Source organism: Pseudomonas sp. P108 (assembly GCF_032613195.1).
GTDB lineage: Bacteria > Pseudomonadota > Gammaproteobacteria > Pseudomonadales > Pseudomonadaceae > Aquipseudomonas.
Map to the genome: position 1 here is coordinate 6529218 of NZ_CP126691.1, position 19251 is coordinate 6548468.

The following is a 19251-nucleotide window of genomic DNA, read 5'->3' on the forward strand; positions in this document are numbered from 1 at the left end:
ACCTGAAAAAAAGTGTCGATTATGGATTCGGCACAGTTTTTTCACGTCGGCGTGTCTCTTCAATATCCCCCAGTCGGCCCCCTCTCCTTTTGGGAGAGGGCTGGGGTGAGGGGCTGCTGCGGCATGCAACTTGCTGCGTTCCAGCCATCTCAAGGCTGGAAAATCCCATGCTCCACTCCCACCTCACCACCCTCAACGCCGTCTCGCTGATCCTCAACACCTTCAAAGCCGAAGGCCTGTCGAGCGAAGCGCTGCTGGCCGGCAGTGGCATCAGTGCGGCGGATCTCAGCCGGGCCGACACGCGCATCACCACCAATCAGGAGATGCAGGTCTGCGCCAACGCGGTCGCGCTCAAGCGCGATATCGGTCTGGAACTGGGTCGGCGCATGCACGTTTCCTGCTACGGCATCCTCGGTTACGCACTGTTGACCTGTGCCACCTTCGGTGACGCTTTACGCTTGGCGATCCGTTATCCGGCGCTGTTGGGAACACTTTTCGAACTGAGTCTGGAAGACGATGGCCAGCGCGTCTGGTTCGTCGCCGCCGATTATCGCGAGACTCCGGCGATGGCAGTGTTCAATGCCGAATTCTGCCTGGTGTCGCTGAAAGTCATTTGTGATGACTTGCTCGGGCATCCGTTGCCATTGCTCGCCACGCGGTTCGAACACGCGGCGCCGGACTATCGCGACAGCTATGCCGAGCACTTCGACAGTCCGCTGCACTTCACCGCCAAGGACAACGCCTTCGCCTTCGACCGTCACTGGCTCGATCAACCGCTGCCGCTGGCCGATCTCATCACCCATCAAGCCATGGCCGAACGGTGCCGCAAGCAGAACCTGGAATTCACTGGGCGTCAGGCGTGGTTGGGGCGGATTCGGCAGCTGCTCAGCGCGCAATTGAACGCCGCGCCGGGGCTGGAAGGTCTGGCGCAGCAGATGAAGTGCTCGCCGCGCACCTTGCGCCGGCATCTCAAGGACATGGGCAGCAGCTATCAGGAACTGCTCGATGAGCTGCGCTTCGAGCGGGCCAAGCAGATGTTGTGTGAAGATCAACTGCCGATCTACCGCATCGCCGAAACCCTCGGCTTCAGTGAGACCGCCAGCTTCCGCCATGCCTTTGTGCGCTGGAGCGGCGTGGCGCCGAGTCAGTTCAGGGCCTGAAGAAGGGGCGAATTGCGGTCAGTGTTTTTGGCCATATCAATCCCCTTTTGGCCTTTCCTGCCGTTTTCCGATTCGTCTTGTCCCGCAACACTGAGAGCAACCGAATCAGCCCTGCGGAGAACAACAAATGCTGACGATCTACTCAGACGATCACCACCTGCACCATGGCCGCTGCGAACTCATCGATGGCCAGCTCAAGCCGTGCTTCGAGATGCCGTCGCGCGCCGACCATGTGCTGCAACGCGTGAAAAACCAGAACCTCGGCGCGGTCGAGGCACCGAAGGATTTCGGTCTGGAGCCGATCGCCCGCGTCCACAGCCGTGACTACCTCGACTTCTTCAAAGGCGCATGGGCGCGCTGGACTGAATTCAATACCGACGGCGACTTGCTGCCCTACACCTGGCCGGCGCGGACTCTGCGTGCGATCAAACCGACCAGCCTGCACGGCCAGCTCGGTTACTACAGTTTCGACGGTGGCGCGCCAATCACCGCCGGCACCTGGCAAGCGGCGTACAGCGCGGCGCAAGTGGCCCTGACCGCACAAGCGCAAATCCAGCGCGGCGCGCGCAGTGCCTTCGCGCTATGCCGGCCACCGGGACACCACGCCGCCAGCGATTTGATGGGCGGTTATTGCTACCTCAACAACGCCGCAATCGCCACGCAGGCGTTCCTCGATCAGGGCCACAAGAAGGTCGCGATTCTCGACGTCGACTATCACCACGGCAATGGCACGCAGTCGATTTTCTACGAGCGCAGCGACGTGCTGTTCACCTCGATTCACGGCCACCCGGAAGCGGAGTTTCCGTTCTTCCTCGGTTACGACGACGAGCGCGGCGAAGGTGCCGGTGAAGGTTTCAACTTCAACTATCCGCTGCCCGCCGGTTCTGGCTGGGAGGTCTGGAGTGCAGCGCTTGATCAGGCCTGCAGGGAGATCGAAAGCTATGGCGCTGACGTTATCGTCGTATCGCTCGGCGTCGACACTTTCAAGGATGACCCGATCTCGCAGTTCAAACTCGACAGCCCGGATTACCTGGCGATGGGCAAACGCATCGCCAGACTCGGCAAACCGACGCTGTTCGTCATGGAGGGCGGTTACGCGGTGGAAGAGATCGGCATCAATGCGGTGAACGTGCTGGAAGGATTCGAGCAGTAACCACGCGCTAGTCGGACACGCATAAAACCAGACCCGCCCACGCGGGTCTTTTTTTGCCGGCAATATTTATCTACCGCACGCACCCCGCAGCCTGCCTCTACCTTGCCCGGAACCGCCGCCGTTTCGGCGCGCCCATCAGAGCAGGAGTTGCCCATGCCCGAAATCCCCTCGCCCAGCGCCGTCGATATCCTGACCCAACTGGTGACCGGCCCTTCGCTGCGAGAAGTCGCCTCGAAAACGCTGCGTCCGGCGCTCAAGACGCTATATCCGGATCTGGAGATCGACCCCCAACGGGCCATGGTCGTAAGACCGACCTGGGTCATTCAGGATGATCAGGTCGTCCCCGGCCGCCACCTGATCGAATCGCTGACCGACACACTGGTGCGCCTGGGCCTCTCCGGCACTGCCGTGACGTACCTCGACGGTGAGCATTATCTGACCTCGCAGCCCGACCAGCCCGCAGCCATTCAACTGCCGGTGAAAATCAGCGCCGTCGGCAAGCTGCTCAATGATCTGGCACCATTGCTGTTCATTGCCTACAAGGAACAGCAAGTCAATTACTGGGACGAATTCACCTACCCGGGACAACCGCGTTGGCAACAGATGTCGCAATCCTTGCGCAAGCTGTGGAACGTCGAAGCCAATCCTGACTGGGATACCGACCAGCGCACCATGGTGGAGGCGGTTTACCAGCACCCGGACAAACACCAGCGCCGGCCAACCGGCAAATACCAGGTACGCGCCTGCCTGGTCGATCTGGACCGCAACGAGGGTGACCAACAGAACCATCTGACCCTTCTCGATACCGCCGTGCTGATCGGTACCGATGGCCAGCGCACCTGGATCATCACGTACTCGGTGATCCAGGGTTTCGAGAGCTTCGAATCGCTGGATGAACTCGGCAAGGCTTTGTTGCGTCGCTACGGGAATGAAGCTGCCGGTGTCGGCCTGGAATGGCGACTGTTCGAACCGCAAGGCCATTTCTTCGACTATCAGGCCTGTACCCTGATTGCGCTGGAGGCTGATGCCCTCGGCGCGATCAATTTCTTTCAAGAGTCGGGGCCCCGCCCGCCCTACCCGCACCCCGGGACTGTCGGCGATCCGCGCGAACCGACACCGCGCCTCAAACCGCATATCGAGCGTCTGCGCCCGATGCTGCCAGCCTGGCTCGACAGCGCCGCGCCGGCCGATCAAACCCGTTACAGCCGGCATCTGCTGGACCTGACCATGGTGCAGCATGCGAACAAAGGAAAAACCTTCCAGAGCGAAGTTGTCAGCCTGCAAGCGTTCACCCGCGATGCCCTGAAACAGCAGATGCTCAAGGACCATCCGAAGGCCGGCGACGTAGCGATCGATGACATTGAAATCAGCATCACCAGCCTGGTGGTCTGGGGCACGTTCGTCTTGCCGGGCAACACGCAGACCCAGACACTGTCACTCATTGAACTTGCCTTGCAGAACCTTGCCGGACAGCCAATCGGCAACAAAACCGTACGTTACAAGGACGGCAGCGAATTGCCCGACTGGATGACCGTCAGTTACGTGGAAACGCTGGTCAGCACGGTCGATATCGGCAAGACCTACCCGGCGCACTTGCAGAACCTGCTGGTCGACGACACCGAGCAAGCGACCGCGCTGCAAGGGCTCTACACCAGCCAGTTGCCCATCGAGCTGCCACTGCTGGCGTTGCAACACAAAATACAGGGCAAGGCGGGCATGACTGATCTGGGTTACCGCTATGTCGTCGCCGCACTGGCCAGCACTGACGAGGAGCGGCATGTCGATCACGAGGAAGTGGTCATTCGCCCGCTGGCATTTGTCGCCCATCGCACCCGCTCAGAGGCCGACACCGTCGATAACATGTTCATCATCGGCCCGCGCGCGGTGGAAAAAGGGCCGTGCGTGCTTTATCGGCCACTGTTCGAAATGGCGCTGATGCAGTTTCCCTCTCACGCCAACCTGACGTACGAAATCCAGCAGTCTCGCCAACTGCGTGAGTCAGTTCTGGCCTGGTTGCCGGACGATGTACGCTTCAACTACAGCCAGTTCGTCTTCACTGCCCGGCTGCCTTCGGTCTGGACGATCCCGCAATTGCTGATCAACCCCACTACCGCTCTCGACATGTCCGGTCCGGTGGCATTGGGGACCGCGGCGATCGAGCAGGATGTGCTGGCGACGCTGCACAACAGTAATGTTCAGGCGGTGATTACCCAGGCTGATCGCCAGTCGGTCTCCGATGCAGAAGCGCGCTGGGCCACGCTAAAACACGGCGGCTGGATGTTGTTCAACGCGGCATTGCCGTTCCTGGGACGCAGCGTCGGCACAGCGGCCTGGATCTGGCAGATCATGGACGACCTGCAAGAAGTCAGCGACGTTGCCAATGAGCAATGCGGCAAGATCGCCTGGACCGCTCTCACCGATATTCTTCTGGCATTGGGCATGGTGCTCGCCCATCGCGCAGCGGTCGGCGACAAGCCACAAAGCGAACCACTGACACAGGAAGAACCCGTTCAGCCCATCACCACCACCGCCGCCGTCATCAGCACTGCATTAAAGCTGCCAGATATCTCCGGCAGCGCCCTGCCCAGCGCCCATGAAATGTCGGTAAACCCTTTTGCCGCACTGAAGCGATCTCCCGTCGCACTGACCACTTTGCTTGAGAGTTTTCAGATCGCCAAACCCAGAGGCATCGGCGATGCCGCCAGCGAGGGCACCCACAGACACCTCTATCCACGCCAGAAACAATGGTTCGCTCCGGTGGGCAAGCGCTGGTTCGAAGTCACCATCAATGAACACGCAGACGTCCAGATCATCGACTCACGCCAAGCAACGGCGCGCCCCGGACCGCCACTGACCCGCACCGCCAATGGCCAATGGGTGGTCGATCTGCGCTTGCGCCTGCGAGGCGGCGGTCTCGACAGTGCGCTTGAGAAAGCTCAGGACTTCAGCAAAAAAACAGCGAAGCAACTGACTGCCGAAATCAGCGCTTTCGATGTAACGATGACGGCCAAACAGATTCAGCTTGACGCACACCGCGCCGCGCTCGACAACGCGCTTGCGCAGTCCAGGGCACAGCTGCGTGAGCAATATCTGACTACGCTTGAATCACAGCGCAAGGCTTACGCCACGAACATCGAACAAATCAAAGCGTTGAATCACAAGGAACCCATTCCCAATTACCGCACCGTGATGATTCAGCGACTGCAGATGCAGTTGTTTCTCGGTCAGGAGTGGCTCGAACTGCACTCCACAGAGTTTCAGGCCAGCCTGAAGACGATGCAGACAATGCTTGCCGATGAAAGCCGATTCGCCCTTCAGGCGTTTATCGACACCTTCGAAAAAATGACCGATCAGACCCAGGCCATCATCGAAAAAGTGGAGTCGGCACAGACGCGTTTTGACGAATTGACGCTGTTGGGAAAAGAGGCTGTCGAGGTTATTCAACTGTATCGCAAGATGTTGCCTAACTATGATATCAACGACCTCAAGCTTCTACAGATCAGCCTCGGCCAGGAGATCTGCGTCAAGCCGGGTGACACGACGACTGACGCCAACGCGCGGCAGACACTGGCCACCCTCATCGAAGACGCTGCACTGAGTATCCAGAGCACGCTGAACCTGACCAGCGACGAAAGCCTCGACAACCTGCGTGACCGCACGGATGCCTTGAGCAATGTTGCCGAACAATTTACCGCCATCGATCAACGCTTTGGCGATCTGCTCATCGACTATCCCGAGCAGATCAACACCGCGCGACTGGAACATGTGCGCAGCCGGGTGAGCGCATTCAAAGCCCGCACGGACGTAAAACTGGTCGAGTTGCTGCGCTACAAACACTTGCTGGAACCGCTGCCCGGGCCTTCCCGGCCGACATCGGCATCATCATCGACGCGCCGGATCATCAAAACCAAATCCAGGGGTACATTAGTCGGCGAACGAAAAAAGAGCATCGAGAGTCCGGATACTGACCTGGTGGAAGTGCGCACCACCCTGACGGGCGTCATCGCCACCTTCCAGGAAGAGTCACCCGGTGTCTGGGTCGAACAGCGCACAGCCAAACCGAAACCGCCCAAGCCTAGTCCAAACCTGAATACCAGTATTCGTGAAGGTCAGGCCCTGATCGACGGTCTGGCCACCTTCCACCGGCGTATCGAGGCCCAACTCAAACGAGGGCCACGAATTCCTGTCGAGGTCGAAGAGGACTATCACAAACACGCTGCCGTCTTGCGCAAAGCCAACGCAGACATCGATGAAGCGTTGACCGCCAGCAATCTGACTGCCGACCTCAAAAAACCGACCGAAGCGCTTGGCCACAAGCTTGACGAAGCCGCTAACAACCTTGAAGCAAAAGGCACCAGCACGCGTATCCGGATGGTCAAGCAACAGCCACCGACGGCGGCCGGGATCCTTTGGCTGAAGGACAAGGGGGAAGTGAGGACGTCACAAACCGTGACCCGGCGCCGGCTCCGCAGTCACGCCAACGATTTTCTCGACGAATACGAAATACGCGACGTCCACACTCACAAGGTGCTGTGTTACGCACACTTCCATTACAGCAGCGCGCAAGCGCCCGTCACGCCATTCCCCACCGGCCATATGAAAACCGTTGCACAACGACATATGGGAGGAGCTTATGAGCCACGCTTGCTCAACAATCAGGCACTGATCGATATCCATCGCAGCACAATTTCCGACAAATCCGCACAGACGCTGTTTCTCATACCTGCCACGCCTGTCGTAACCGAATCAACGCCGAGTTGATCGCCGCTTCAGGTACGGCAGCAAACCCCAGTACCAACCCGGCGCGCTGATCCATGGGCGTGGTGGAATCAGGCAGCCAGTAGCTGCTCAAACCGTTGATCTCGACATCGACGCGAGCCGCTTGCGCAATCAACTGCTGCTCGCGCTCGAGGTTGTCTACGGCCACGGTCAAGTGCAATCCGGCCGAGACGGCAGGCAGATCGCCGACACCGGCAATGGCGCTCGGCCAACCCTTGAGCAATGTATTGCGGCGGCTCAGAGCAGCCCGCCGCATGCGTCGGATATGTCGCTGGAAATGCCCGGCGGCCATGAATTCGGCCATCACGGCTTGTGTACTCACCTCGGAATGCCGGACATCCACAGCCCGCCGTTGTGAAAATGCATCCACCAGCCCCGGCGGCAGTACCAGATACCCAAGCCGCAGCGCCGGGAACGCGACCTTGCCGAAAGTGCCGACATACAACACGCGTCCCTGTCGATCGAGTGCCGCCAACGGTGCCAGTGGTGCACCGGTGTAGCGGTACTCGCCATCGTAGTCATCCTCGACGATCCAGCCTTGGCAACGCTCGGCCCAGGCGAGCAGTTCAAGACGTCGCGCCAGGCTCATCACCACGCCGGTCGGGTACTGATGAGAGGGCGTGACATAAGCCACGCGACAATCCCCAGTGGCCGACAGCGCAGCGCAATCCATACCCTCGTCATCCACGGCAATACCGTGCAAACGAGCGCCTGCCACGGCGAACGCATGACCGGCCGCACGGTAGCCCGGATTTTCGATCGCCACACCGTCGCCCGGCTCCACCAGCAACTGTGCACAAAGGCTAATGCCCTGCTGTGCGCCGCTGGTGATCAGAATTTGCTCAGGTGAACACTGCATGCCACGCGAACTACGCAGATACGCCGCGATCATGGCGCGCAAACGCGCATCACCGGACGGATCGCCGTAACACAGTTGCTCCAGATTCGGTTTGCGCCAGAAAGCCGCATTCAGCTTGGCCCATACCTCGAACGGGAACAGATCAAAGGCCGGAACACCGACCCGAAAGGCTCGCGGTGGACCGCTCGGCGGCCGGGGCAAATGGTTCTTTTCGATACGCGAAAAGGTCCCGCTGTGGATAACTTTACTGGATGGAATCACAGGTGAATCCAGCCAATTTGTGGATAAGGCTGTGGGTAAGCCTGTTGAAAACCCTGTGGATACTTTTGTGGATAATTTTTTCGGCGAGGCTGCTACCGGCATCAATTGCGCGACATAAGTGCCATCGCCGACCCGCCCCTCGATAAACCCTTCGGCATACAGTTGATCGTAGGCGCGCACCACACTGTTGCGGGAAATACCCAACGCCGCCGCCAGATCGCGACTCGCCGGTAACCGCGTGCCGCTCGCCAGCCGCCCGTCCAGTACCCGCAGGCGCAAAGCCTGATAGAGCTGCCGACTCAAACCCTGACGGCGATCAAGCTCGATACCTGCAGGGTTGAATGGCATGGACAACGTCGGCGAATCGGGCATGGCAATGGACCTATGAAATTGGTCATCAATGGCTCTTACAACAGACCAATAGCCTGCCTACGATGCAGGCATTCGCCAAGGAAAATCTGTCCATGTACACGCCACGCGCCTTTGCCATCGAAGACCTGACACAACTGCACGAGCTGATTCTCGCCACCCGCCTCGCCATTCTGGTGACTCACGGCGAAAGTGGCCTGCAAGCCAGCCATGTGCCGGTGCTGCTGCATTGCGAACAAGGTGAGTACGGCACGCTGTACGGGCACCTGGCCCGCGCCAATCCACAATGGAAAGACCTGCGCGACGGCGCCGAAGCCATGCTGATTTTTGCTGGCGCCGATGCCTACGTCAGCCCGGGCTTTTACCCGAGCAAGGCCGAACACGGCAAAGTCGTGCCGACCTGGAACTACATCGCCGTGCATGCCTATGGCCACGCCGAAACCTTCAGCGACGGCGGGCGCCTGCTCGACATCGTCAGCACCCTCACCGACCGCCATGAAGCCGGCCGCGCACAACCGTGGTCAGTTGCCGATGCGCCCGCCGATTACATCGACGGCATGCTCAAGGCCATCGTCGGTTTCGCCATGCCCATCGACCGTCTCGAAGGCAAGCGCAAGCTCAGCCAGAACCGCAGCGCCGAAGACATTGCCGGCGTGCGCGAAGGCCTCGCTGCCAGCCCGGAAATCAATGATCAAACCCTCGCCCGATTGATGCGTTAAGGAAATCACCATGAGTCATATCGACATTCGCCAGGTCAGCGCCGACGACCACGCCGTGTGGCTACCGCTGTGGCAAGCCTACTTGCGTTTCTACAACACTGAACTGCCGGAAGCTGTGACGCACAACACTTGGCAGCGTTTTCTCGACCCGAGCGAACCGACCCACGCGGCATTGGCCTGGGCCGACGGCAAGGCGGTGGGCATGGTGCATTACATATACCATCGCTCGAACTGGAGCATCGAAAACTCCTGCTACCTGCAGGATCTGCTGGTAGTGCCGGAAACCCGTGGCAGCGGTGTCGGCCGCCTGTTGATCGAACACGTTTACGCCACCGCCAAGGCTGACGGTTGCGGCAAAGTGCACTGGCTGACCCACGAAACCAATGCCACCGCGATCCAGCTCTACGAGCGCATCGCCGAACGCCCGGGCTTCATCCAGTTTCGCAAAGCCATTTAAGGAGACGCGTACATGACTGCATCACTCGCTGACTGGAAAGGCGCCCCCGCCCCTACCGCCACCCTGCTCGAAGGTCGCTTTATTCGCCTGGAACGACTCGACCCGGCGCGTCACGGCAGCGAGCTGTTCGCCGCCCTCGAAGGCCCCGGCGCCGACCCGAAACTCTGGGATTACTTGCCCTACGGCCCGTTCCCGGAACGCAGCGTTTTCGACGCTTGGCTGAACAACCACGCGGCCGCCAGCGACCCGTATTTCTTCGCTGTCATCGACCGCGCCAGCGCTCAGGTGCAAGGCATCCTCAGCCTGATGTCGATCGTCCCGGCCCAGGGTCGCATCGAAATCGGCCACGTCACGTTCGGCGCGCCAATGCAGCGCTCGCCGAGAAGCACCGAAGCGGTGTACCTGCTGGCCAAGCATTCCTTCGACCTCGGCTACCGCCGCCTCGAATGGAAATGCAACAACGGCAATGCCCGCTCCAAGTACGCCGCCGAGCGTTTGGGTTTCAGCTTCGAAGGCGTGTTCCGCCAGCACATGGTGGTCAAGGGCCAGAATCGTGATACCGCGTGGTACTCGATTCTGGATGGCGAGTGGCCGGCGATTGCGGCAGGATTCGAGCGGTGGCTGTCGGATGAAAATCAGACGCCCGACGGGCAGGTGAAAGGCTTGGTCGAATGCCGATCGTGATTACCTGAAAAGCAAAAGATCGCAGCCTGCGGCAGCTCCTACACGGGATTGACGTTCACCCTGTAGGAGATGCCGCAGGCTGCGATCTTTTGATCTGCGGTTACACCAGTTTCTGCGCCAGCACCGCAATGTGTTCCGGCCCGATCCCGCAGCAACCGCCCAAATGGCTGGCACCGCGCTGCTGCCAGTCAATCGCCCAATGCAGGTAACCCGGCGGATCCAGATCCTCGCGCAGCGGATCAAGTCCATCATTGGCCGTGGCTTCTTTTGGCTGCGGCGGAAACGCATTGGCGTAAGCACCAATGTTTATCTTCACCCCCAGACGCTCGAAGGTTTCACGCGCCGCATCAATCGCGGCACCGATCACTTCTGGCTGACTGCAATTGAACAGCAACGTCTCGACGCCCAACTCAGCCGCCACCGCAGCCGCTTCGGCGACCGGCTCACCAGAGCGCAAGCGCGGCACTTCATCGGTGTCTTCGTCCTTCAAGGTGAACGACAACCAGAACGGTTTGCCATCCTTCGGCAACCCGGCGTGAATGGCTCGCGCCTCGATGATCGAACTCTGGGTTTCCGCCAGCCACAGATCAACGTGCGGTGCCAGGCCATTGACCAAGGGCGCCAGCAACTCGGTCACTCGTTCGGCGTTGAACAGATCCGGACGATAGGAGCCAAACAGCGGCGGCAATGAGCCAGCTACCCGCACGGATTTCCCAGAGACTTGCACCGCACGCCGCGCCAGCTCACCGGCCAACGCGGCCAGCGCCTGCCCTTCGGCGGCGAAACGTTCTTCGCCAATATGGAACGGCACCACGGCATAACTGTTGGTGGTAATCACATTGGCGCCACTGGCGATATAAGCGGCATGCACCCCCTCAACCGCTTGCGGTGCCTCGCTCAACGCCAGCGCCGACCACTCGGGCTGACGAAATGGCGCCCCGGCGCGCTGCAACTCACGGCCCATGCCGCCATCGAGAATAATCGTGCTGCCTGCGCCCATATGCTTTTCACTCATATGCTTATGAAAATAACTCACTATCAGAGTCGTTCTTATAACTATTTAATACGCACCATTCCGTTAAAAACAACCTCTTTTTTACACAGGGATCGACTGTGAAATTTCAACCGCTACTGGCCCTGGGCCTGACGATTCTGGCCGCCTCCACGCAAGCCTTTGGTGGCACGACGCTGGACCGTATCGAGCAAAAGAAAGAACTGGTCGGCGTGCTGATGGAAAGCTATCCACCGTTCTCGTTTCTCAATGACCAGAATCAACTGGATGGCTTCGACGTTGATGTCGCCAAAGCCGTGGCTGACAAGTTAGGCGTCAAGCTGCGACTCGAAACGCCGTCCTGGGACGTCATTGCGGCCGGCCGCTGGAGCGGGCGCTACGATATCTGCATTTGCTCGATGACACCGAGCAAGGCCCGCGCCGAAGTGTTCGATTTCCCGGTCGAGTACTACGCTTCGCCGGCAGTGATCGTGGTCAACGCCAAGGATGAGCGGATTCACGACGCCAAGGATCTGAGTGGCAAAAAAGTCGGCCTCACCAGCGCGTCCAGTTACGAAAGCTATCTGAACAAGAACCTGGTTATCGAAGGTGCCGAGGACACGCAGTTGCAGTACCCGTTCGAAGACGTGCAGATCGCGCCGTACGATACCGACAACGTCGCCTTCCAGGATTTGGGCCTGGGCGCCGGCGTGCGCCTGGATGCAATCCTCACCAACCTCGTTACCGCGCAGCCACGCCTGAATGAAGACAAACGCTTCAAACTGGCCGGCGCGCCGCTGTACTCGGAGCCGAACTCGGTGGCCATCGAAAAGGGTGACGCGCAATGGGACGCCAAGGTGCGTGAAGTCTTCGCGCAACTGAAACAGGACGGCACCCTGAGCAAGCTGTCGCAAAAATGGATCGGCGCTGATATCAGCCAATGACTTCTTTCCCGACACCGCCACAGCCACCGCAACCAGTGGCTGAATCACGCCTGCAACGGATGTTCGGGTTTCGTACGCGGCTGTACCTGACCTGGGCAACGCTGTTCTGCCTGTTCGCCGGGTTCTTCCTGAGCTTCGACCTGAAGTTCTCGATCATCCTCGACAAACTGCCCAATCTGGTCGGCCTGCACCTGGCGCCCAACGGCTTTTTGCAGGGTGCGGCGCTGACGCTTTTCCTCTGTGTATGCTCGATTGTCGCCTCGTCCCTGCTGGGCTTCATCACCGCATTGGCACGCCTGTCGAAAAGCGCCGTGGCGTTCGGCATCGCCAGTTTTTACACCTCGTTCTTCCGTGGCACGCCACTGCTTATCCAGATCTTGCTGATCTATTTGGGCTTGCCGCAACTGGGCATCGTGCCCGGCGCCATCGTCGCCGGAATCATTGCCTTGTCGTTGAACTACGGCGCCTATCTCAGCGAAATCTTTCGCGCCGGCATCCTCGGAGTCGACCACGGCCAACGCGAAGCTTCGCTGGCATTGGGGATGCGCGAGACAGTGATTTTCTGGCGCATCACCCTGCCGCAAGCCATGCGCACGATCATCCCGCCCACGACGAACCAGTTCATCTCGATGCTCAAGGACTCGTCGCTGATTTCGGTGATGGGCGTCTGGGAAGTGATGTTTCTCGCCCAGTCATACGGGCGCTCAAGCTACCGCTACATCGAAATGCTGACGACGGCGGCGATCATTTACTGGCTGATGTCGATTGGCCTGGAATTGATTCAGGCGCGCATGGAGCGGCATTACGGCAAGGCTTACGTGCGGCGGAGCTAGGGCGATCGGCACATTGCGGGCTGCGTCGGGTTTTAATTGATTTCTCGGCGAAGCCGCACGACGCCCATTTTCATCCCGAACAATCGGAATATTGAGTCCAACGACCTTAACGTTTGATTACCCTCAGCGTGCTCTATGTGTATCAACGTGCGGACCGAAATTTTGCACATCTTAGCGAATTGGATTTGATGCAGCCCTGTCACCTCCACTCGTAAACGGCGGACAGCTTCGCTGATTTCCAATGTCCCGTCGGCCAGCGCCTCTTGAATGCTTTCGATGAGCGCCATGCGTTCGAGAACTGTCATTACCATTTTCCTCTCCAATCTTCGAGCGCCGCATAAGGCTCAATAAACATTAATGGCGCGGGGATTCATTGATGTGATTGCTTCGGCGTTTGAATCAAACTTACTGCACCTAATGAGAGGAGCAGGCAAAAAAACTGCAACAAAATGCAGAAATTAATATGTTTCAGCGCCGAAGATGCAAAACAATGCAGATCAACCACCGACATCATTCTGTAAAAACCCTTCGCTATACAGGACGCCCCGCTTATAACAAGAAGGCCGTCCGACCATGCCGTTCCCGCCCCAGCGTCTGTCCCTTGCCATTGCCCTGTTGATCGCTGCTACATCGGCAAACGCTAAAACCGTGCAGATCGACACCGCCACCACTGCAGCGCAAACGCTGGGTGGTAGCGACACGTTGACGATTTCGGCGCCGGGCAGCATCACCAACAGCGGCAAGGCCGTGAGCCTGAAAGACAAGACCAGCGGTGCGGGTGTGGTGATCGATAACGCCGGCAAAATCGTTTCCACCGGCGGCCGGGCCATCGACAGCAGCGGCGACCTGACCCAGGCGCGCAACTACACGATCAACAACCGCAGCGGCGGGCAGATTCTCGGCGCCAACGACGCTTTGCGCATCGACAGTAACTTTATCAGCGGCAGCCTGTTGATCGACAACAGCGGCATCATTCGTTCGACCACCGGCCAGGGGCTGGACCTCGATGCGCTGCGCAGTGACGCCGTGAAGACCACCATTATCAACCGCGTCGGCGGGCTGATTCGCGGCGACGCCAGTGACGGCATGAAGACCGGCGCCAACGCGAGCATTACCAACTACGGCGAGATTTCCACCGGCGATTCGCACAATGCCGACGAGAAGTTCGACGGCATTGATATCGACTCCGCCAGCGGTGTCAGTGTGACCAATTACGGAGTGATTTCCGCTGGCCGTCATGGCATCACCACCGACCTCGGCGCGACACTGGTCAACTACGGGCAGATCACCGGCCGCAACGGCTCCGGCTTCGGTTCCGACGGCGATGGCACGGTGATCAACCACGGCACCATTACTGGCGCGTACTCAGGCTTGCAAGCGAACGGTGACGGCGACGGCGTGGACATCGACAAGATCGCCCACATCGAAAACTACGGGACCATTCAGGGCGTCGGTGCGGGCGGTGTCGACAAGGGCGGTTTCGCTAACGGCAGCGAAGGTATCGCGCTGGGTGGCGGTTACATTCTCAACGCCAGCAACGCTTTGATCAGCGGCGCCGACAGCTCCATTCTGGTCGACGATGGCAGCGGCGGCTCGGGGCTGGCGGCGACCACTCTGGAAAACTTCGGCACCATTCAAGGCCTCAACGGTTTCGGCGTGAAGCTCGTCGGCGAGTTCGCCGACAGCGTCATCAACGGCGGCACGATCAGTGGCAGCAACGGCCTGGCACTGGATCTGGGTGGCGGCAATGACAGCCTGGCCTTGCGCAACGGCAGTCGCTTTGTCGGCCTGGTGGATGGCGGCAGCGGTTATGACCGGGTGGTGATGGATGACGCGGCCGGTGGCAGCTTCGGCGCCAGTCGCAACTTCGAATGGCTGGAGGTCAAGCAAGGCGCCTGGACGCTGACCGGCCATGATGATTTCAGCGATGGCGGCGCAGTGCGCGACGGCGCCACACTGGTCAACCAAGGCAGCATCGCCGGCAACCTGACCGTCGACGCCGGCGGTGTATATGCCGGTGGCGGTTCGGTGGGCAACCTCAACGTCAACGGCACGTTGCGCACCGACACCCGCCTCGGTCGCGCATCCATCGATCGCGATTTGAACATGGCCAGCACAGCCACCCTCGCCTACGGCGTCAACGCCGATGGCAGCAGCGCACCGGTACAGGTCGGCGGCATCGCCAACCTCAATGGCGCAACGCTCGCGGTGAATCCCGGCAGCGGCACGTATCCATGGCAGAGCCATTACACCGTGCTGCAAGCGGCGCAGGTCAACGGCACCTTCGGCAAGGTCAGCAGCGACTATGCGTTTCTCACGCCCACCCTCGCCTACACACCCACCCAGGTCGATCTGACCTACACCCGCAATGACGTGGCTTTCAACGAGTTCGCTGCGACCGGCAACGGTAAAAACGCCGCCAACAGCCTGGCCTCAATCGGTAAAAACAGCGCGCTGTACAACGCCTTGCTCAATACCAGCCAAAGCAGCGCTGGCGCGGCGATCGAGCAGTTGGCCGGTACGAGCAACGCCAACCTGACCAGCGCCACCCTCGGCGCCAGCAGTCAGGTCGGCAGCAGCATGCTCTCGGCCATGCAGCAAATGGGCGGCAACCCGGGACTGATGGTCGGTCTCGATCAGCGTGACACCCCCGTGCTGGCGGCCAATGGCGTGCCGTCCGAAGCACGCAATCTGAATGACCCGAACGCTCGCGGCCGGCTCTGGCTGCAAGGCATCGGCGGCTACGGCAAACTCGATGGCGAGCACGGCAATAGTGGTCTGGAGCAACGCACCAAGGGCAGCGTGCTGGGCGCCGACTGGTCACTGAACCCGGCGTGGCGTCTGGGCGTACTGGGCGGCTATTCGAAAACCGATCTGGATGCGACCGGCGTCGACGGCAACGTCGAGAGCTGGCACGCCGGTGTCTATGCGCTGCATCAAAACGGCCCGATCGCCGTGCGCCTCGGCGCGGCGTACAGCGGCCATCAAGGTGAAAGCAAACGCACCATCGCCTTCAATGGTTTCAGCGACCGCCCGAAAGGCGATTACGACGCCGACAGCCAGCAAGCCTTCGCCGAAGTCGGCTACGCCATGGGCAGTGGCCGGCTCAGCGCCGAGCCGTTCGCCAGCCTCGGTTATCAGCGCTACCACCGCGACAGCTACCAGGAAAAAGGTGGCGCCGCCGCGCTGCAAGTCGACAGCCAGACCCAAGACAACTTCAGCAGCACCTTCGGCCTGCGCCTGGCGCACTTGAGCAGCCTCGACAATGGCATGAGCGTGACCCCGCGCATGGCCGCAGGCTGGAAACACACTTACGGCGATGTCGGCAGCTCGACGCGTCAGGCATTTGTGACCGGCGGCACGGCGTTCAGTATCGATGGCAGCTCGCTGGATCGCGACAGTCTGGTGCTGGAGGCCGGGCTGGACGTAGGGATTTCCGCGCGGCATACGCTGGGTGTGGGATACAGCGGTGAGATCGGCAGCAACAGTCGTAATCACGGGCTGATCGGTCAGTGGCAGATGAGTTTTTGAGGGTTGAACAGCCGGCGGGGTCTTGATTGGTTGTAGGAAAAGGAGGCGCTGCGGCCGAGTAAAAAACCTGGTTGCGGATCTCGCGGTCATTTTCTACAAAACGATGCGATGTCGCCTGCAAGCCTGCGGGAAGCAGCCGACATCGGATTTTTCGGTGCATCAATAAAGTTTGGTCTCCCATCAACAGAGATCAAACTGAATGTCTGTTCAACACAAATTCGCACCGAAATATTTGGCTCTAGCCGTTGCGCTGGCACTTGGCGGTTTACAGCTTGCTAACGCTCAGCAGCAGCCTGACGTAGCCGAGTCACTCCCCGACATAAACGTGCCGGAGCTGCCAGAAATCGGCTCATATCAGGAGGCTCTCGAAAGTATTCAGCGTTTTATTGGCGATAAAAACACTGTTCCCATCGTGCTCGATACACCCGAAAGTACTTTCCAAGGTGCAGCAGTCAACGATTTGATCGTTCTCAATGACGGCGCCTCCGTCAGTGGGCGGTTAGATGGCGGCGAGGGGAAAAACGTATTGGTAGTGAATGCCTCTAACGGCGGCACGCTAAAAGACACCCGTAATCTCAATGGATTGCATCTCGTCCAGGGAGACTGGACGATAAGCAGCAAGGGAGACTTCAAGGAAGGCGTGTTGGTAGAGCCCAGCGGTACGCTGACAAACCTAGGCGCCATAGAGGGAGGCGCGATTAGCGCCGGCAAGCTTTTCAACAGGGGAAGTATCAAGGGCAACGTACAAGTAGAGAAAGGAGGCAGTTTTGCGGGCAAGGGTACGGTAGGAAATCTGCACGTGAATGGCCTGCTCACGGTCAATGAATTGCACGGCAGTCCGCGGGTGAAAGGCAACCTGAGCTTTTCCCCAAACGCCGAACTGGCTTATGAGGTCAGTCCTGTCGGCAGTCAGACGATCAAGGTCGATGGTGCAGCCAAGCTTGACGATGCCACCCTGAAAATTGTCGCTACTTCGGGGGAGTACCCATCAAGCCGCCAGTACAAAATCATCGAAGCTGGCAGCGTAGAAGGTAAATTCGGCACGATTGTGAACGACCTGGCCTTCATGACAGCCACACCTCAATACAACAAAAAATCCGTCGCACTGACTTACGCCCGTAACGGTGAGCCGCTTGCGAGCGTCGCCACAACTACCAACGGTCGTGCAGTTGCCGACAGCATTGTCGAACCACAAGCGCCTGCGCCATTCGCAACGCCAACGCCAACGCCATTGACGGCATCCGCACCAGTTCCAGTTCCAGTTCCAGTTCCAGTTCCAGTTCCAGTTCCGACGTCAGCATCGACTCTCGTTGCAGAGTCCGCCCCATCGCCAGTGCAGGACAAACCTCTGACTGCACAAGTTAACGAGACCGCCGAACAGCCCGCTCCTGCGCCACTTAAACCCACAAACGCAGCAGTCGCCGCGTTGCTGACCAGTGACAAAACCACCGCCCCCGTCGCCATCGAACAACTCGCCGCCAGCAGCAACGCCAACCTCGCCAAAGCCACGCTGAGCAGCATCACTCCGGTGAGCGCAAGCATGCTCTCGGCCATGCAGCAACTGAACAGCCGTTACGGCTCTGCCTACAGCTACGGCAATTCACCGCGTCAGGCCGCCGGCGGCGCCGATTCCGGGCGGGTGTGGATTCAGGCGCTCGGCCATGGCGGCAAGGTCGATCGCGGGTTCGACAGCACGCTCAAACACGCCACTCAAGGTCTGGTCATGGGCGCCGACTGGCGGCTCGATGAACAATGGCACATCGGCCTGGTCGGCGGTAAATCGCAGACCAGACTCGACGCCCGGCAATACGATGGCGACCTCGACAGCTGGCATCTCGGGGTCTACGCCGTGCGTCAGGACGGACCGTTCTCACTGCGTCTCGGGGCGACCTATGCCAGTCATGATGGCGACAGCAAACGTCGTGTGGCTTTTAACGGGTTCAGTGATCGCCTCAAGGGCAATTACGACGCCAACACTCAGCAAGCCTTTGCCGAACTGGCGGTCAATGTTGGCCGGCACAACGCGACGCTCGAACCGTTCGCCAGCCTCGGTTATCAGCGCTACCAGCGCGACAGCTACAGCGAAAAAGGCGGGGATGCGGCGCTGAAAGTCTTCGGGCAAACCCGCGACAACCTCAGCAGCACCTTCGGTCTGCGTACGGCGAAAATCACTCGACTGGATAACGGCATGACGCTGACGCCGCGATTCAGTGCCGGCTGGAAGCACACCTTTGGCGAGATTGAAAACGACACCCGCCAGCAACTGGTCAAGGGTGGCAAACGCTTTGAAATTGCCGGTGCCGCGCTGGATCGAAACAGCCTGTCCTTGGATGCAGGCCTCGATCTCGGACTGTCTGCCAATCACACGGTCGGTGTTGGTCTCACCGGTGAAGTGGCCACTGACAGCCGCACCCACGGCGTGATGGGCCAATGGCGCATGGCGTTCTAACTGACACAACACTCTTTGTAGGAGCTGCCGAAGGCTGCGATCTTTTGATCTTGTTTAATGAA

At 59.6% G+C, this 19251-nt stretch carries 13 protein-coding genes; 10 read left to right on the forward strand and 3 right to left on the reverse strand.

Annotation, left to right across the window (positions count from 1 at the left end):
* The first annotated feature begins 167 nt into the window (after window positions 1-167).
* The 3 genes from QOM10_RS29050 (at window position 168) to QOM10_RS29060 (ending at window position 7074) form a co-directional block, all read left to right on the forward strand.
* On the forward strand, window positions 168-1160 hold the full coding sequence (locus QOM10_RS29050; RefSeq protein ID WP_316917340.1) for an AraC family transcriptional regulator: 993 nt from the start codon (window positions 168-170) through the stop codon (window positions 1158-1160).
* 127 nt (window positions 1161-1287) lie between these two features.
* Window positions 1288-2313, forward strand: coding sequence for a histone deacetylase family protein (locus QOM10_RS29055; protein ID WP_150749874.1), 1026 nt, complete (start codon window positions 1288-1290; stop codon window positions 2311-2313).
* A 153-nt stretch (window positions 2314-2466) separates the two neighbouring features.
* Window positions 2467-7074, forward strand: a complete 4608-nt coding sequence (locus tag QOM10_RS29060) for a dermonecrotic toxin domain-containing protein (RefSeq protein WP_316917341.1) — start codon at window positions 2467-2469, stop codon at window positions 7072-7074.
* On the opposite strand, the gene QOM10_RS29065 is transcribed toward QOM10_RS29060, so the two are convergent.
* Window positions 7031-8584 carry a PLP-dependent aminotransferase family protein gene (locus QOM10_RS29065; protein WP_127930280.1) on the reverse strand — a complete coding sequence of 518 codons (1554 nt, stop codon included), beginning with the start codon at window positions 8582-8584 and terminating at the stop codon, window positions 7031-7033. The genes QOM10_RS29060 and QOM10_RS29065 overlap by 44 nt on opposite strands.
* Before the next feature lie 92 nt (window positions 8585-8676).
* On the opposite strand from QOM10_RS29065, the gene QOM10_RS29070 reads away from it, so the two are divergent.
* From QOM10_RS29070 to QOM10_RS29080, 3 genes are read left to right on the forward strand one after another with little or no spacing between them, the layout of a single operon-like run.
* On the forward strand, window positions 8677-9300 hold the full coding sequence (locus tag QOM10_RS29070; protein ID WP_127930281.1) for an FMN-binding negative transcriptional regulator: 624 nt from the start codon (window positions 8677-8679) through the stop codon (window positions 9298-9300).
* A gap of 10 nt (window positions 9301-9310) precedes the next feature.
* Window positions 9311-9757: a GNAT family N-acetyltransferase gene (locus tag QOM10_RS29075; RefSeq protein ID WP_127930282.1), complete on the forward strand. Its 447-nt coding sequence runs from the start codon at window positions 9311-9313 to the stop codon at window positions 9755-9757.
* 12 nt (window positions 9758-9769) lie between these two features.
* A complete protein-coding gene (locus tag QOM10_RS29080; protein WP_127930283.1) occupies window positions 9770-10441 on the forward strand; it encodes a GNAT family N-acetyltransferase in 672 nt (223 codons plus the stop codon).
* Window positions 10442-10541: 100 nt separating this feature from the next.
* On the opposite strand, the gene QOM10_RS29085 is transcribed toward QOM10_RS29080, so the two are convergent.
* Window positions 10542-11441, reverse strand: coding sequence for a homocysteine S-methyltransferase family protein (locus QOM10_RS29085; protein WP_316917342.1), 900 nt, complete (start codon window positions 11439-11441; stop codon window positions 10542-10544).
* A gap of 113 nt (window positions 11442-11554) precedes the next feature.
* On the opposite strand from QOM10_RS29085, the gene QOM10_RS29090 reads away from it, so the two are divergent.
* The gene (locus tag QOM10_RS29090; RefSeq protein WP_127930285.1) at window positions 11555-12376 is read left to right on the forward strand and encodes an ABC transporter substrate-binding protein; all 822 of its coding nucleotides are present in this window, start codon (window positions 11555-11557) and stop codon (window positions 12374-12376) included.
* Window positions 12373-13209, forward strand: coding sequence for an amino acid ABC transporter permease (locus QOM10_RS29095; protein ID WP_007912085.1), 837 nt, complete (start codon window positions 12373-12375; stop codon window positions 13207-13209). The genes QOM10_RS29090 and QOM10_RS29095 overlap by 4 nt, the downstream gene beginning before the upstream one ends.
* A 32-nt stretch (window positions 13210-13241) precedes the next feature.
* Here QOM10_RS29095 and QOM10_RS29100 read toward each other — a convergent pair whose 3' ends face one another.
* Window positions 13242-13520, reverse strand: a complete 279-nt coding sequence (locus QOM10_RS29100) for a helix-turn-helix domain-containing protein (protein WP_127930287.1) — start codon at window positions 13518-13520, stop codon at window positions 13242-13244.
* Window positions 13521-13782: 262 nt separating this feature from the next.
* Between QOM10_RS29100 and QOM10_RS29105 the strand changes: the two genes are divergently transcribed.
* Together QOM10_RS29105 and QOM10_RS29110 are read left to right on the forward strand one after the other, a co-directional pair.
* Window positions 13783-16740, forward strand: coding sequence for an autotransporter domain-containing protein (locus QOM10_RS29105; RefSeq protein WP_316917343.1), 2958 nt, complete (start codon window positions 13783-13785; stop codon window positions 16738-16740).
* 199 nt (window positions 16741-16939) lie between these two features.
* Window positions 16940-19189, forward strand: coding sequence for an autotransporter domain-containing protein (locus QOM10_RS29110; RefSeq protein ID WP_316917344.1), 2250 nt, complete (start codon window positions 16940-16942; stop codon window positions 19187-19189).
* Window positions 19190-19251: the final 62 nt, after the last annotated feature.